At 67.1% G+C, this 14,311-nt stretch carries 13 protein-coding genes; all 13 read right to left on the minus strand.

The annotated features are described in order from the left end of the window. The coding region (locus N5D20_RS14125) for a ribonuclease HII (RefSeq protein WP_279948127.1) at positions 1 to 625 on the minus strand (625 nt) is incomplete at its 3' end. Next, the gene (gene lpxB / locus N5D20_RS14130) at positions 622 to 1,881 is read right to left on the minus strand and encodes a lipid-A-disaccharide synthase (RefSeq protein WP_049455669.1); all 1,260 of its coding nucleotides are present in this window, start codon (positions 1,879 to 1,881) and stop codon (positions 622 to 624) included. The genes lpxB and N5D20_RS14125, both read right to left, overlap by 4 nt. Next, positions 1,878 to 2,669, minus strand: coding sequence for an acyl-ACP--UDP-N-acetylglucosamine O-acyltransferase (gene lpxA / locus N5D20_RS14135; protein ID WP_010486342.1), 792 nt, complete (start codon positions 2,667 to 2,669; stop codon positions 1,878 to 1,880). The genes lpxB and lpxA overlap by 4 nt, the downstream gene beginning before the upstream one ends. A gap of 16 nt (positions 2,670 to 2,685) precedes the next feature. Then, positions 2,686 to 3,144, minus strand: coding sequence for a 3-hydroxyacyl-ACP dehydratase FabZ (gene fabZ, locus N5D20_RS14140; protein ID WP_008265823.1), 459 nt, complete (start codon positions 3,142 to 3,144; stop codon positions 2,686 to 2,688). Then, on the minus strand, positions 3,141 to 4,163 hold the full coding sequence (lpxD, locus tag N5D20_RS14145; RefSeq protein WP_005408738.1) for a UDP-3-O-(3-hydroxymyristoyl)glucosamine N-acyltransferase: 1,023 nt from the start codon (positions 4,161 to 4,163) through the stop codon (positions 3,141 to 3,143). Before lpxD ends, fabZ begins: the two co-directional genes overlap by 4 nt. Before the next feature lie 434 nt (positions 4,164 to 4,597). Further along, a complete protein-coding gene (bamA, locus tag N5D20_RS14150; protein ID WP_010486337.1) occupies positions 4,598 to 6,961 on the minus strand; it encodes an outer membrane protein assembly factor BamA in 2,364 nt (787 codons plus the stop codon). A gap of 74 nt (positions 6,962 to 7,035) precedes the next feature. After that, entirely contained in the window at positions 7,036 to 8,394 is a 1,359-nt protein-coding gene (gene rseP, locus N5D20_RS14155; RefSeq protein ID WP_010486334.1) for an RIP metalloprotease RseP, read from the minus strand. A gap of 56 nt (positions 8,395 to 8,450) precedes the next feature. Further along, positions 8,451 to 9,641: a 1-deoxy-D-xylulose-5-phosphate reductoisomerase gene (locus N5D20_RS14160; protein WP_010486332.1), complete on the minus strand. Its 1,191-nt coding sequence runs from the start codon at positions 9,639 to 9,641 to the stop codon at positions 8,451 to 8,453. 2 nt (positions 9,642 to 9,643) lie between these two features. Further along, positions 9,644 to 10,480 carry a phosphatidate cytidylyltransferase gene (locus N5D20_RS14165; protein ID WP_010486331.1) on the minus strand — a complete coding sequence of 279 codons (837 nt, stop codon included), beginning with the start codon at positions 10,478 to 10,480 and terminating at the stop codon, positions 9,644 to 9,646. Next, entirely contained in the window at positions 10,477 to 11,244 is a 768-nt protein-coding gene (gene uppS, locus N5D20_RS14170; RefSeq protein WP_191863014.1) for a polyprenyl diphosphate synthase, read from the minus strand. Before uppS ends, N5D20_RS14165 begins: the two co-directional genes overlap by 4 nt. 5 nt (positions 11,245 to 11,249) lie before the next feature. Next, entirely contained in the window at positions 11,250 to 11,804 is a 555-nt protein-coding gene (frr, locus tag N5D20_RS14175) for a ribosome recycling factor (RefSeq protein WP_010486327.1), read from the minus strand. Between the two features lie 96 nt (positions 11,805 to 11,900). Further along, positions 11,901 to 12,629 (minus strand): UMP kinase, encoded by a 729-nt coding sequence (gene pyrH / locus N5D20_RS14180; protein ID WP_010486325.1) that lies wholly within the window; start codon positions 12,627 to 12,629, stop codon positions 11,901 to 11,903. A gap of 121 nt (positions 12,630 to 12,750) precedes the next feature. Continuing rightward, positions 12,751 to 14,289 (minus strand): GGDEF domain-containing protein, encoded by a 1,539-nt coding sequence (locus N5D20_RS14185; protein WP_010486323.1) that lies wholly within the window; start codon positions 14,287 to 14,289, stop codon positions 12,751 to 12,753. Positions 14,290 to 14,311 lie beyond the last annotated feature (22 nt).

Consider the following 14,311-nt stretch of genomic DNA (forward strand, 5'->3'; position numbering starts at 1 on the left):
ACTCACGTACCGGGGCGAAGCTGCGCCGGTGCTCCATGCAGGGGCCGTGCTCGCGCAGGGCGGCCAGGTGGGCCGGGGTGCCATAGCCCTTGTGTTGCTCGAAGCCGTACTGCGGGTGGCGGGCGTGCACGTCCTGCATGTAGCGATCGCGCGAGACCTTGGCCAGGATCGATGCGGCCATGATCGCGCGGTCGATGCCATCGCCGCCGATCAGCGCCTGCGCCGGCAGTACCAGGCCCTTGGGCACCACGTTGCCGTCGATGCGCGCGAAGCCGGCCACGTGGGCGACCGCGGCGACGACATCGCGCATGCCCTGCAGGGTGGCCTGGTAGATGTTCAGGCGGTCGATGGTGTCCACGTCCACCAGCACCACGTGCCAGGCAAGGGCGCGCTCGATGATGCGGTCATGCAGCTGCTCGCGGCGCGCCGCGGTGAGCTGCTTGGAATCGTCCAGGCCGTTGATGCGTGGCCGTGCCGGGTCGAACACCACCGCCGCCACCGCCACCGGCCCGGCGAGCGGACCACGGCCGGCCTCATCGACGCCGGCAACCAGGCGTTCCGGCTCGATTACCGCGCTGCCATCGAACAGGGCCAGGCTGGCCGCTGCGGCGTGGCGGCGGCTCATGCCTGGGCCTGGTCGCGCATCAGCAGCTCGCCGACGGCGTCGGCGGCACGTGCCGAAGCATTGCGGCGCAGGCGCTCATGCAGGCGTGCATAGGTGTCCTGCAGGTCGGTTACCCGTTGTGGGTGGTCGAACCACTGCTGGATGGCCGCGGCCAGCTTGTCCGGCGTGCAGTCGTGCTGCATCAGTTCCGGTGCCAGGTCCTGCCCGGCCAGGATGTTGGGCAGGGCGAAGCGGTCGACCTTGATCAGGCCGAATGCCTTGACCAGACGGTAGGTCAGTTCGTTGACACGGTAGCCGACCACCATCGGCCGCTTCACCAGCATCGCCTCCAGGGTCGCGGTACCGGACGCCAGCACCACCACGTCGGCGGCGATCATGGCGTTGCGGGCCTGGCCGTCGAGCACATGCGAGTACGCGACCGGCAGCGCCGAGCGTGACAGCTGCTCTTCGATCAGGCGCTTGCAGGCGGGGTTGGCGGCAGGCACCACCACGTGCAGGCCTGGGATGCGTTCGGAGACCTGCCAGGCAGCCTCGAAGAAGGGTTCGCCGAGGCGCGAGATTTCGCCCAGGCGGCTGCCCGGCAGCACCGCCAGCACCTTGGCCGAAGTCGGCAGGCCAAGCGCGGCGCGCGCTTCCTCGCGGTTGCCCTGCAGCGGAATGTCGTCGGCCATCGGATGGCCGACGAAGCGCGCGTCGATGCCGTGCTTGGCATAGATGGGCGGCTCCATCGGGAACAGGCACAGCACCAGGTCGGCGCTGCTGCCGATCTTCTCGGCTCGCTTCTCACGCCAGGCCCAGACCGAGGGGCTGACGTAATGCACGGTGCGCACGCCTCGCTGCTTCAGCCAGCGCTCGATGCCCAGGTTGAAGTCGGGGGCGTCGATGCCGATGAAGACGTCCGGCTGCCAGTCCAGCGCACGCTGGCGGAACGCCGAGCGCAGCTTCAGCAGGCGCGGCAGATGGCGCAGTACTTCGGTCAGGCCCATCACCGCCAGTTCGCTGGCATCGTGCCAGGTCTGGCAGCCGGCGCTGCGCATGGCGTCGCCACCGATGCCGGCGAACTCGGCATTCGGGAAGCGCGCTTTCAGTTCGCGAACCAGGCCCGCACCGAGCAGATCGCCGGAGGCCTCACCGGCCACCAGGGCGATCCGCAACGGGCGCTCGCTGAGCACCCGTTGCGCGGGGACGCTGCCGGTCATCGAGGCCAGCGGAATCACAGCGGCGCCGGCCGGCGCCTGGCCGGTCGTGCTGCTCATCGCAGCAAGGGCCTCTCGGCGTGCTCGATGAAGTCCAGCATGGCCTTCACGTCATCGCTGTCACGCGCCTGTTCGGTCAGCTGCACCTTGGCTTCGGCCAGCGGCAGGCCCGCCACGTACAGCGTGCGGTAGGCACGCTTGATGGCGGAAATGCGCTCGGCGTCGAAGCCGCGGCGCTTCAGGCCTTCGCTGTTGATGCCGCGCGGGCGGCCCAGCGAATCGGTGCCGACCATGGTGAACGGCGGAACGTCGCCATTGGTCAGCGCCCCCATGCCGAGGAAGGCATGCGCGCCGATCCGGCAGAACTGGTGGGCACCGGCGAAGCCGCTGATGATCACGTAGTCGCCCACGGTCACATGGCCGGCCAGGGTGGTGTTGTTGGAGAACACGCAGAAGTTGCCGACATGGCAGTCATGCGCCACGTGCGTGTAGGCCAGCATCCAGTTGTCGTCGCCGATGCTGGTGATGCCGCCGCCGCCGCCGGTGCCACGGTTCAGCGTGACGAACTCGCGGAACACGTTGCGGTCGCCGATCACCAGCTCGGTGCGCTCCCCTGCATACTTCTTGTCCTGCGGTTCGCCACCGACCGCTGCGTGGCCGATGAAGCGGTTGTCGCGGCCGATCTTCGTCGGGCCGTGGATGCTGCAATGGGGGCCGATCACCGTGCCGGCACCGATTTCCACATCGGCACCGATCAGGGTGAACGCGCCCACCTGGACGTCATCGGCCAGGCGCGCGGCCGGGTCGATGACGGCGGTCGGGTGGATCCGCGGTGCGTTGTCAGTCATTCCTGCCTCCAGTGGATCAGCCCTTGGCGCCGGCACACATGACTTCGGCCGAGGCAACGACTTCACCGTTGACCTTGGCTTCGCCGTAGTACCAGCCCATGTTGCGGATCAGGCGCTTCATCTGCACATCCAGCATCAGCACGTCGCCGGGCACGACCTGCTTGTTGAAGCGGGCGTTTTCCACCTTGACCATGTAGAACAGCTTGGACTGCGAGTCACGGCCGAGCGTGAGCTGGGTCATCACGCCACCGGCCTGCGCCAGCGCTTCGATGATCAGCACGCCAGGCATGATCGGGCGGCCCGGGAAGTGACCCTGGAAGAACGGCTCGTTGATGCTGACGTTCTTCTGCGCAAGGATGCGCTTGGCCTCGATGTCGAGCTCAAGCACCCGGTCCACCAGCAGGAACGGATAGCGGTGCGGGAGCAGTTCCTGGATCTGGCAGACGTCGATCGGAAGCTGCAGCGTGTCGTTCATTCTTTCTCCTTGCCAGCAGCCAGGACGCGGCGAGCCAATGCGTCCAGCTGCTTGAAGCGCGCGGCGTTCTTGCGCCACGTGCGGTTGTCGGTCAACGGGGTGCCGGACGAGTACTCGCCCGGCTCATGGATGGAATTGCGGACCACCGACTTGCCGGTGATCACGACTTTGTCGCAGATCTCGAGGTGGCCGACCACGCCGACGTGGCCGCCGAGCAGGCAGTAGCGGCCGATCCTGGCACTGCCGGCGATGCCGGTGCAGCCGGCGATGGCCGAGTGCGCGCCGATCTGCACGTTGTGCGCGATCTGCACCAGGTTGTCCAGGCGCACGTCTTCGTCCAGCACGGTGTCTTCCAGCGCGCCACGGTCGACGCAGGTGTTGGCGCCGATTTCGCAATCGTCGCCGATGCGCACGCCGCCGAGCTGCGGCACCTTGATCCACTTGCCGGCGTCCATGGCCAGGCCGAAGCCATCGGCGCCGAGTACGGCGCCGGGATGCACGCGAACGCGCTTGCCGAGCTTGACCCGGGTGACCAGGGTGACCCGCGCGATCAGCTCGCAGCCGCTGTCCAGGCTGCAGTCTTCGCCGATCACGCTGCCAGTGCCGATGATGCAGTTCTCACCGACCACGCTGCGCGCGCCGATGGAGACGAAGGGACCGATATGGGCGCTGGCGGCGACCTGGGCGCTGGGATCGATGACGGCGCTGGGGTGGATGCCCGGCGGGCGCGTTGGCGCGATATCGAACAGCGCGGCGATCTTGGCGAAGGTGGTGTACGGGTCCTTGGCCACGAGCGCGGCGCCGGGGGCGGCCTCGGCGTCGTCGGCACGCAGGACCACCAGCGAGGCCTGGCTGTCGGCCAGCTGGGCGCGGTAGCGTGGATTGGCGAGGAAGGTCAGCTGACCAGGACCGGCATGGGCGAGGGTAGCCACGCCATGGATGGCGGTGGCGGGGTCGCCATGGACCTGCAGGCCGAACTGCTCGGCGAGTTGCTGGGCGGTGTAGGTGGGAGTATTCACGGCGGGAGTTTAACGTGTGACGCCATTGCGGTCATGCGGGGCGGTTCTGCGGCCAACGGCGGGGCCCCTCGTGGCTGGCAGAGTCAGGCCCGTGGGCTGGGTCGGACGGGTGGGGCCCGCGAGGGACGGCGCAAGTACGTCCATGTAGCCTTGGTCGCCGCATCCATGCGGCTCACACCCTCGCAGGCCCCACCCATCCGTCCTCCGACGGCGTGGCGCGAGTGCCAGCCACGGAAAAACAGGAAAGATCAAAAGCGGAGCGCTCGCTTCCGCCAGCCCTTCTAAACGAAAACGCCGGGCAATGCCCGGCGATTCGAGACCCGTCTGGTGGAGAGCCCCCCTTCTGTTAAGGGGGGCGCGCCAGCGGCGCGGGGGATAGGTGAAATGCGCGGGCAATTCACCGGAGGTGGATCAGTTCTGGGGAACAACGTTCCTCAGAACTGGCCACCGAACGTGAATTGCAGCCGTTCGATCTTGTCATCGTCTTTCTTCTTCAGCGGGAAGGCGTAGCTGATCGAGATCGGGCCGACCGGGGCGCGCCACAGCAGGGCCACACCGGTGGACACGCGCAGTTCGTTGGCCTTGAAGTTGTCCACGCCGTTGTAAACGTTGCCGAAGTCGACGAAGGCTGACACACGTGCCGACGGGCTGTCGAACAGGCGCGGGAAGTAGGCTTCGACCGAACCAACGGTCTTCAGCGAACCACCCAGCGGCTGGCCTTCCGGATAGCCGTTGGTGACTTCGCGCGGGCCGAGGGTGTTGTCTTCGAAGCCACGCACCGAGTTGGTACCGCCGGCGTAGAAGTTCTCGAAGAACGGCAGGCCGCTGGCGGTCACCGTACGGGTGGTGCCGTCCGGGTTGGTCAGCGTGCGGGTGTAGTCGTTGCCATAGGCATCGCCGTAGCCCACTTCGGCACGGGTGTTGATCACCAGCGACGGCATGATCGGCCAGTACTTGCTGATCTGGTAGTTCAGCTTGTAGTACTCGATGGTCGAACCCGGCAGCGTGGTTTCCAGGCCGATGCGCTGGTAGGTGCCGCGGGTCGGCATGAAGTAGTCGTTGCGCGAGTCACGCGCCCAGCCCAGCTCGGTGCGCCAGGCATGGAACGTGCGCTTACCGACGGCGTTGATGTAGTCGATGATCGACTGCGGGGTCGAGCCCTGGTAGGTGGTGATCTGGTTGCTGTCGATGCCGAACATCAGCGAGACGGTATCGGTCTCGGTGATCGGCACGCCGAACACCACCTGCGCCGAACCATTGGTGCTGTTGTACTGCGCGGTGTTGAAGTCGGAGTAGTCCAGCTCGCGCCAGGACAGGTTGTAGCCCAGCGACACGCCGTCATCGGTGAAGTACGGGTTGGTGTAGCTGAAGCCGTAGCGCTGCAGGTAGCTGCTGCGCGAGGCTTCGACCGACACGCGGTTGCCGCCGCCGAGGAAGTTGTTCTGCGACAGCTGCACCGACGTGGTCATGCCGTAGGACTGCGAGTAGCCCAGGCCGAACACGAAGCTGCCGGACGTGGTTTCCTTGACGTTGTAGACGACGTCAACCTGGTCGTTGCTGCCGCTGACGGCCGGGGTTTCCACGTCCACCGACTCGAAGTAGCCCAGGCGCTGCAGGCGGATCTTGGAGCGGTCGATCGCGGCCTGCGAGTACCAGCTGTTCTCGAACTGGCGCATTTCGCGACGCATCACTTCGTCGGACGTACGTGTGTTGCCACGGAACAGGATGCGACGCACCGACACGCGAGGGCCGGGCACGACCTGCATGTTGATCGCCACGGTCTGCTCGGGGCGGTTGGTGGTCGGGATCGGGTTCACCTTGGCGAACGCATAGCCGATGTTCGACAGCGAGTTGGTGATGGTGTCCGAGCTGAATTCCAGCAGCGCACGCGAGAACGTGTCGCCGGACTTCTGGATCACCATGCGCTCGACGTCCTCCTGCGGGAGGATCGTGTCGCCGCTGACCTTGATCTCGGAGATCTTGTACTGCGCACCTTCGGTCACGCCGGCGGTGAGGAACATGTCGCGCTTGTCGGGGCTGATCGACACCTGGGTCGAATCAATGCTGAAGTCGACATAGCCGCGGTCGAGGTACCAGGAATTGAGCTTTTCCAGGTCGCCGGACAGCTTTTCCTTGGAGTACTGGTCGTCACGGCGGTACCACGACGCCCAGTTGTGCTCCTTGGACTCCCAGGTCTCCAGGATGTCCTTGCTCTCGAACTTCTCGGTGCCGACCAGATTGACGTGACGGATCTTGGCCGCCTTGCCTTCCTTGATCGCGATCGCGATGTCCACGCGGTTGCGGTCCAGCGGGCTCACCGTCGGGGTGATCTCGACGTTGTACTTGCCGCGGTCGTTGTACTGGCGGCGCAGTTCCTGGGTCACGCGGTCCAGGCTCAGGCGATCGAAGGTGCCGCCCTCGGTCAGGCCGATGTCGGACAGGCCCTTGAGCAGCTGTTCGGACTTGATGTCCTTGTTGCCGGTCACGGTCAGCTTGTTGATCGCCGGGCGTTCCTTGACGGTCACCACCAGGATGCTGCCTTGGCGGTCCAGCTGCACGTCTTCGAAGAAGCCGGTCTTGTACAGGGCGCGGATGGTCTCGCCGACCTTGTTGTCGGTGACCGTCTCGCCACGCTCCACCGGCAGGTAGGTGAATACCGTGCCCGAGCTGATGCGCTGCAGGCCATCCACGCGGATGTCGCTGACAGTGAAGGGCTCGGCTGCCTGGGCCAGGGCGGGAGCGCCGGTGACGGCGGCGAGGGCGAGGGCCAGCAGGCGGCGATTGGGGAGTCGCGTCATGTCACGTCCGGTAGGAAGGTCGATTTCGTTGGTGCGGGATGCCGACGCTGTAGACGGCAACAACATGGAAAAGTTCATCGCGGGACCAGGCCGAGGATGTCGTTGTAGAACGCCAACCCCATCAACCCGGCCAGCAACGCCAGGCCGATGTACTGGCCGGCGGCGATGGCACGCTCGCTCAGCGGGCTGCCCTTGACCAACTCGATAAGGTAATACAGCAGGTGGCCGCCGTCCAAGATCGGGATCGGCAACAGGTTGATGATGCACAGGCTGAGTGACAGCAGGGCAAGGAACTGCAGGAACCAGTCCAGGCCGCGTTTGGCTGAAACATTGGCCACGCGGGCGATGGTCACTGGCCCGGAAACGTTCTGCAGCGAGGCTTTGCCGGTGACGATGCGGCCCATCATGCCCAGCGAATCGGCCGCCAGGCGGCCTGTTTCGCGCACGGCCACAGTGACCGCGTCGAGCGGGCCATAGCGCAGCAGGGTGTCATAGGGCGGGCTGAACGAGGTCGGGAACTGCACGCCGATCTGCCAGATCGGCTCGCCCTTGGAATCCTTGCCCTGGCGCGGGGTGACTTCCAGCGCCAGGCGTTCGCCGCCCCGCAGGACCTCGATCATGCCCGGGCCGCCAGCGCGGCCCAGCGTCTGGATCTCGCCGATGACCTGGTCGGCACCGTCGATGCGCTGGCCGTCGATCGCCACGATCAGATCGCCCGGCTGCAGCTGCCCGGCCACCACGGAGTCCGCGGTGAGCGAATCGACCCGTGCCGGTTGCAGCCACGACTGCCAGTAAAGGCCAGCCAGGATCGGCACGCGTCGTTCATCGAAACCGGGGGGCAGCTGCGACAGCGGCAGGGTGCGCACGCGCACCTGATCGGCCGGGTCCAGCACTTCCAGCGTCACGTCGCGGCGGTCCATCGCTGCGGCGGTCAGCGCCATGCTGGCCTCGCCGAGGGTGACCACCGGGCGCTCGTCCACGCGCAGCACGCGGTCGCCGCTGGTCAGGCCGGCGCTGGCGGCGATGCCGCTGACACGGCCGATGGTCGGCGAATAATCCTGCTTGCCGATCACGAACATCGCCCACAGCAGCAGGATGCACAGCAGCAGGTTGGCGATCGGTCCGGCGGCGACGATGGCGATGCGCTGCCAGACGGTCTTGTGGTTGAAGGCCTGGCCGCGCTCGTGCGGGTGGACTTCGACTTCGCGTTCGTCGAGGAATTTCACATAACCGCCCAGCGGGATGGCGGCGATGGCGAACTCGGTACCGTGCTTGTCCCGGCGCGACCACAGCGGCCGGCCGAAGCCGACCGAGAAGCGCAGGATCTTGACCCCGCACAGGCGCCCGACCCAGTAATGCCCGAACTCGTGGAACGTGACCAGCAGCCCGAGGCTGACGATCATCCACCAGACCGATCCGATGAAGTCAGTCATGCAGGCTCACAGTGGCGGGCAGGGGCGGCGTCGTCATGCGTGTGCGAGGCGGTCGTTCAGGCGGCGTCGATGGCGTTCAGGGTGAGCTGGCGTGCCCGCTGGTCGGCGGACAACAGGACCTCCAGTGTATCGGCTGGCTGGGTCGGCAGTGTTGAAAGAGCGTTAGCAACCAGTTCCGGGATGGTCAGGAAACCGATCCGGCCCTGAAGAAACGCTGAAACGGCCTCTTCATTGGCAGCGTTCAGCACCGCCGGCGCGGTGCCACCGGCCTGCATCGCCTGCCAGGCGAGGGCCAGGCAAGGGAAGGCGTCGGTGTCGGGGGCCTCGAAATCCAGCCGGCCCTGGGCCAGCAGGTCCAGCCCCGCCACGCCCGATTCGATGCGTTGTGGCCAGCCCAGGCCAACGGCCAGGGTGGTGCGCATGTCCGGCAGGCCCATCTGCGCCAGGGTCGAACCGTCCACGAACTCGACCAGCGAGTGGACCAGGCTCTGCGGATGCACCAGCACGTCGATGCGCTCACCGGGGATGCCGAACAGGTGGTGGGCTTCGATCACTTCCAGGCCCTTGTTCATCAACGTCGCCGAATCGACCGAGATCTTCGGGCCCATCGACCATTTCGGGTGGGCCACGGCCTGGGCCGGGGTGACCTGGGCCAGCGCGGCCCGGCTGCGGCCGCGGAACGGGCCACCGGAGGCGGTCAGCAGGATGCGGCGCACACCGGCACCGTCAATGCTGGCGTCGCGCGAGCGCAGGCACTGGAAGATCGCGCTGTGTTCGCTGTCGATCGGGATGATTTCGGCGCCGGCACGTTCGGCAGTGCGGGTCAGCAGCTCACCGGCCAGCACCAGCGATTCCTTGTTGGCCAGCAGGATGCGCTTGCCCGCGGCGGCCGCGGCCAGGGTGGAAGACAGCCCGGCCGCACCGACGATGGCGGCGACCACGGTGTCGCAGGCATCGCTGGCGGCCAGCTGGTCCAGCGCGGCATGGCCGGCATGCGCCTCGGTGGCCAGTCCGGCATCGCGCAGGCCGTCGCGCAGCTCGGCGAACAGTGATGCGTCGGCGATCACCGCGTGCGCGGGCTTGTGCTGGCGGCACAGCGCCAGCAGCGCCTGCACCTGGCGGCCGGCGGCCAGCACGGTGGCCTGATAGCGCTGCGGGTGGCGGGCGATCACGTCCAGCGTGGAGGCACCGATCGAGCCGGTGGCGCCGAACACGGCGACCCGGCGCAGGTCTGCGACAGCATTCATGGTCAGAACCCGAAGATTTCCTTGCCGAGTGCGAACACCGGCACCGCAGCCAGGACGCCGTCGACACGGTCGAGCACGCCGCCATGGCCCGGAATCAGGTGGCCCGAGTCCTTGGCGCCGGCGTGACGCTTGATCAGGCTTTCAAACAGATCACCCAGTACCGAGGCGAACACGGCCACCACCGAGGTGATCAGCAGGCCCGGCAGATGTGCGGTATCGATGCCGGCCAGCCAGCCCAGACCGACGGCCACGGCGACACCGGCCAGCAGGCCGCCGAACAGGCCTTCCCATGTCTTGTTGGGGCTGATGCGCGGGGCCAGCTTGTGCTTGCCGAAGTGACGGCCGGCGAAATAGGCGCCCGAATCGGCCGCCCAGACCAGTGCCAGGGCAGCCAGCAGCCACAGGTGGCCCTGCTTGCCCGGCGGATCGCCGCCAGCATGGATCAGCACCAGCGCGGCCCAGGCCGGAACGATGGCCAGCGTACCGGCCAGCATCTTCACGATGCGCGAGGGTGCCGACGGTTGCGCGCCGAAATTGAAGAAGCGAAGCCAGACCAGCGCCGCCAACCACCAGGCGACGCCGGCCAGGGTGGTTATCTGGAACAGCACCAGCGTGCTGCCATCGGCCCAGACCAGCAGCACCATCAGCAGCAGGTTCAGCACCAGCAGCACGGTGCGTGCCAGGGTGTCTTCGATGCCGGCCAGCTTCAGCCACTCCCACAGGCCGATCAGCAGCACCGCAGCCGCCGCCGCTGCCAACCATTGGGTCGGCAGCAGCAGGATCGCGGCAATGGCGACCGGCGCCATGATCAGCGCGGCAAGGACTCGGGTCTTGGTCATGGGCTGGAAGTCTCGGTGGCCAGTGCGGCGATCTGGGCGCTGGTCAGGCCGAAACGACGCTCACGGCTGCCATAGGCGTCCAGCGCCTGCTGCAGCAGAGCTGGATCGAAGTCCGGCCACAGCGCCTCGGTGAACCACAGCTCGGTGTACGCCAGCTGCCACAGCAGGAAGTTGCTGATGCGGGTGTCGCCACCGGTGCGGATGAACAGGTCCGGTGGCGGCAGGTCGGCCAGGGCGACCTGGCTGCCCAGCAGCGATTCGTCGATCTGTTCGGGCAGCAGGCGGCCGGCGGCGACCTCGGCGGCCAGTGTGCGCGCGGCGCGGGTGATGTCCTGGCGGCCACCGTAGCTGGCGGCGATCGACAGGGTCAGGGTGGTGTTGTCCGCGGTGCGCTGCTCGGCCAGCTGCATGCGGCTGACCAGCCCGGCGCCGAAGCGTTCGCGCTCGCCGATGAAGCGCACGCGCACGCCACGCCGATGCAACTCGTCCACTTCGCGGTCGAGCGCGCCGAGGAACAGCTTCATCAACGCATCGACTTCTTCCTGCGGCCGGCCCCAGTTTTCGCTGGAGAACGCGAACAGGGTCAGCGCCGGAATACCCAGCTCAAGGCAGCGCTCGATGGTGCGGTTGACCGCACGCGCGCCGGCCCGGTGGCCGATCACGCGCGGACGACGGCGCTGCTGTGCCCAGCGCCCATTGCCATCCATGATGATGGCAATGTGGCGGGGCAGGGCGGCCGGCAACGGAGGCGGGACTGAAGGCATCGACTTCAGACCGACAGCAGTTCTTTTTCCTTGTCGGCAACGACCTTGTCGACGTCCTTGATGTGGGTGTCGGTCAACTTCTGGATGTCGTCTTCACCGCGCTTCTTCTCGTCTTCGCTGATCGCCTTGTCCTTGACCAGCTTGGCGATTTCCTTGTTCGCGTCCTGACGGATGTTGCGGATCGCGATCTTGGCGCCTTCCCCTTCCTTCTGCACCTGCTTGACCAGCTCCTTGCGGCGCTCTTCGGTCGGCGGCGGCATGTTGATGCGGATCGCGGTGCCCAGCGTGTTCGGGGTGAACTCGGCGTTGTAGAGACCCTTTTCGATCTCCTTGATCATGCTCTTGTCGAACGGCGTGACGAGCAGCGAGTGGGCGTCGGCGTTGGAGATCGATGCGACCTGGTTCAGCGGGGTGCTGGCGTTGCCATAGGCGCTGACCGTGACGCGGTCCAGCAGGGCCGGGGTGGCGCGGCCGGTGCGGATCGAGGTGAGGGTGTGCTTCAGAGCGTCGATGCTCTTGGCCATGCGCGTCTGCGCGTTGTTCTTGATGTCGTTGAGCATCGCCCGGTCCTGGGTGTAACTGGAATCGGGCGATTATAGGCGAATACGGGACGCTGCCGGGCCTGAATCGGCCCGGAGCTCGCCTGGCACTCAGGCTCAGGCCGGGTCGCGGCCCTGGACCAGGGTGCCGATGTTCTCGCCGCTGAGGATCTTCAGGAGCTCGCCCGGCTGGCCCATGTCGAACACGCGCATCGGCAGGTCGCTGTCGCGGGCCAGTGCGAAGGCGGCGGTATCCATCACTTCCAGGCCACGGCGGATCACTTCGTCGTAGCTCAGGCTGTCGAAGCGGACCGCGTCGCTGTGCTTGTTCGGGTCCTTGTCGTACACGCCGTCAACCTTGGTCGCCTTCAGCAGCAGGTCGGCGCCGATCTCGATCGCGCGCAGGGCGGCACCGGAGTCGGTGGTGAAGAACGGGCTGCCGACGCCGGCGGCGAAGATCACCAGGCGGCCCTTTTCCAGGTGGCGGATGGCGCGGCGCCGGATGTAGTCCTCGCACACGTCGTTGATCTTGATCGCGCTCATCACCCGGGCCTTGGCGCCCAGCTTTTCCAAGGCGTCCTGCATGGCCAGAGCGTTGATGACCGTGGCCAGCATGCCCATCTGGTCGCCGGTGACCCGGTCCATGCCGCCAGCGGCCAGGCCGGCGCCGCGGAAGATGTTGCCGCCGCCGATAACCAGCGCAACTTCGGCGCCTGCCTGCTGGGCTTCGATGACCTCACGGGCCAGGCGGTTGATGATCTTCGGGTCGATGCCGTAGTCCTCATCTCCCATCAGCGCCTCCCCGGATAGTTTCAGAAGGATGCGGCGATAGGCGAGCTTGGACATAGGGACCTCGGGTGCGTGGAAATCGCGGGCGATTCTACGCGCATGCGGCGTCGGGCCAAAGTGTTTTGTGCACTGCGGCGCAAAATCCTGCCATCCGCCCCGGTCAAGCGGGGCGTCCCGTTCAGCCCAGCTCGGCGCCGGCGGTGGCTGAAAGCTTGTCGTGGCCGAGGGCGCCTGGGGAGCGGGCGATCACCCGGTTGCGGCCCAGGTTCTTCGATCGGTACAGCACATCGTCGGCGGCACGCAGCAGGTCCTGCACGTCGGCAAAGCGCTCGTAGCCGCCCTGGGTGGCCACGCCGGCGGAGAAGGTGACGAACAACGGACCTCCCTCCAGCTCGGCCATCGGCGTGGCGACGATGTTGGCCAGTACCCGGCGGATCACGTCCAGGGCCACGCTTTCGCTGGTATTGGGCAGCAGCGCGACGAATTCCTCGCCGCCGAAGCGGGCCACGGTGTCGCTGTTGCGCAGCTGGCCCTGCAGCTTGCCGGCAAAGGCGCGCAGCACCTCGTCGCCGGTCAGGTGGCCGTGGGCATCGTTGATCTTCTTGAAGTCGTCCAGGTCGATGAAGGCCACCGACAGCGGCCAGCCCTGGCGCCCGGCGCGCAGGAACTCCTGCTCCAGCACCGCCTCCAGCTGGCGGCGGTTGAGCACGCCGGTCAGGGCGTCGCGGTGGGCCTGGTCGGCCAGGCGCTTGGCCCGCGCCTCGAATTCGTCGGCGCGGCGGCGCGCCTGGTCGGCATCCTGCAGCTCGCGCAGGTTGCGCAGGGTGGCCAGTTCCTGCGCGTGGTCGATCAGCTCACGGACCCGCGAGGGCGAGTTCAGCCCAGCCTCGAACAGGCTGGCGATGTCCGGCAGGGCCTCGCTGATGCGGGTCAGCACCTGGTCGAAACGGGCGCTGTCGAGTTCCAGCCGGTCATGTACCTGGTGCAGGGCGCGCTCGCGGGCGGCATCGGCATCTTCGTCCAGCCAGATGTCGGCGACAGCGCCGGACAGCTGCACGCAGGCCTGGAACGGCGAATCGGCAGCGTCGTCGTCCTCGCTGTGGCTGATGCTCTCCACCAGATAGCGCGGCAGGCCCCATTGCTCGGCCACCCAGGCGCCGACATCGGCGTGGCTGCAGCCGAGCGCGTCGCGCTCGCGGGCAACCAGGTCCGTGTTGTCACGGGCTTCGCGCAGCAGCGGCAGGTAGCGCTCCGATTCGGCCTGGGCCAGGCACAGCACGCCCAGGTCCTGCAGCAGCCCGGCCAGCATCAGTTCCTCCAGGCGGCGCAGGCCACGGGCCTGGCCCAGCTGGCTGGCGGCCAGTGCGCTGAGAATGCTGCGCTTCCACGCGCGCTGGCGCAGGTCGTGGTCGGCACCGGCGCCGCCGGTCAGGCCCTGGGTGACGGTGAAGCCCAGGGCAAGGCTGATCGTGGCATTCAGGCCGAGCATGGTCAGTGCCTGGCCGAGGTTCTCGATGCGGCGACGACTGGCGTACAGCGGCGAATTGGCGATGCGCAGCATGCGAGCGCTCAGCGCCATGTCGATGGCGATGATGTCGGCGGCGGTGGCGATGTCCGCTTCCGGGTCCTGTGCCAGTTCGATGATGCGCAGGGCAATACCGGGTGGCGAAGGCAGGTTGCGGCAGAGCGCCAGGGCAGCTGTCAGCTCGGGAGGCATGTCGGGTCGTTCAATTCCATTG

Source organism: Stenotrophomonas sp. GD03877, assembly GCF_029840555.1.
Taxonomy (GTDB): Bacteria; Pseudomonadota; Gammaproteobacteria; order Xanthomonadales; family Xanthomonadaceae; genus Stenotrophomonas; species Stenotrophomonas geniculata.

What these genes read in the sequence shown, in the direction of transcription:
- lpxB (WP_049455669.1), bottom strand. Translation starts at nt 1,881, where the DNA reads ATGAGCAGCACGACCGGCCAGGCGCCGGCCGGCGCCGCTGTGATTCCG.
- lpxA (WP_010486342.1), bottom strand. Translation starts at nt 2,669, where the DNA reads ATGACTGACAACGCACCGCGGATCCACCCGACCGCCGTCATCGACCCG.
- fabZ (WP_008265823.1), bottom strand. Translation starts at nt 3,144, where the DNA reads ATGAACGACACGCTGCAGCTTCCGATCGACGTCTGCCAGATCCAGGAA.
- bamA (WP_010486337.1), bottom strand. Translation starts at nt 6,961, where the DNA reads ATGACGCGACTCCCCAATCGCCGCCTGCTGGCCCTCGCCCTCGCCGCC.
- rseP (WP_010486334.1), bottom strand. Translation starts at nt 8,394, where the DNA reads ATGACTGACTTCATCGGATCGGTCTGGTGGATGATCGTCAGCCTCGGG.
- N5D20_RS14160 (WP_010486332.1), bottom strand. Translation starts at nt 9,641, where the DNA reads ATGAATGCTGTCGCAGACCTGCGCCGGGTCGCCGTGTTCGGCGCCACC.
- N5D20_RS14165 (WP_010486331.1), bottom strand. Translation starts at nt 10,480, where the DNA reads ATGACCAAGACCCGAGTCCTTGCCGCGCTGATCATGGCGCCGGTCGCC.
- uppS (WP_191863014.1), bottom strand. Translation starts at nt 11,244, where the DNA reads ATGCCTTCAGTCCCGCCTCCGTTGCCGGCCGCCCTGCCCCGCCACATT.
- frr (WP_010486327.1), bottom strand. Translation starts at nt 11,804, where the DNA reads ATGCTCAACGACATCAAGAACAACGCGCAGACGCGCATGGCCAAGAGC.
- pyrH (WP_010486325.1), bottom strand. Translation starts at nt 12,629, where the DNA reads ATGTCCAAGCTCGCCTATCGCCGCATCCTTCTGAAACTATCCGGGGAG.
- N5D20_RS14185 (WP_010486323.1), bottom strand. Translation starts at nt 14,289, where the DNA reads ATGCCTCCCGAGCTGACAGCTGCCCTGGCGCTCTGCCGCAACCTGCCT.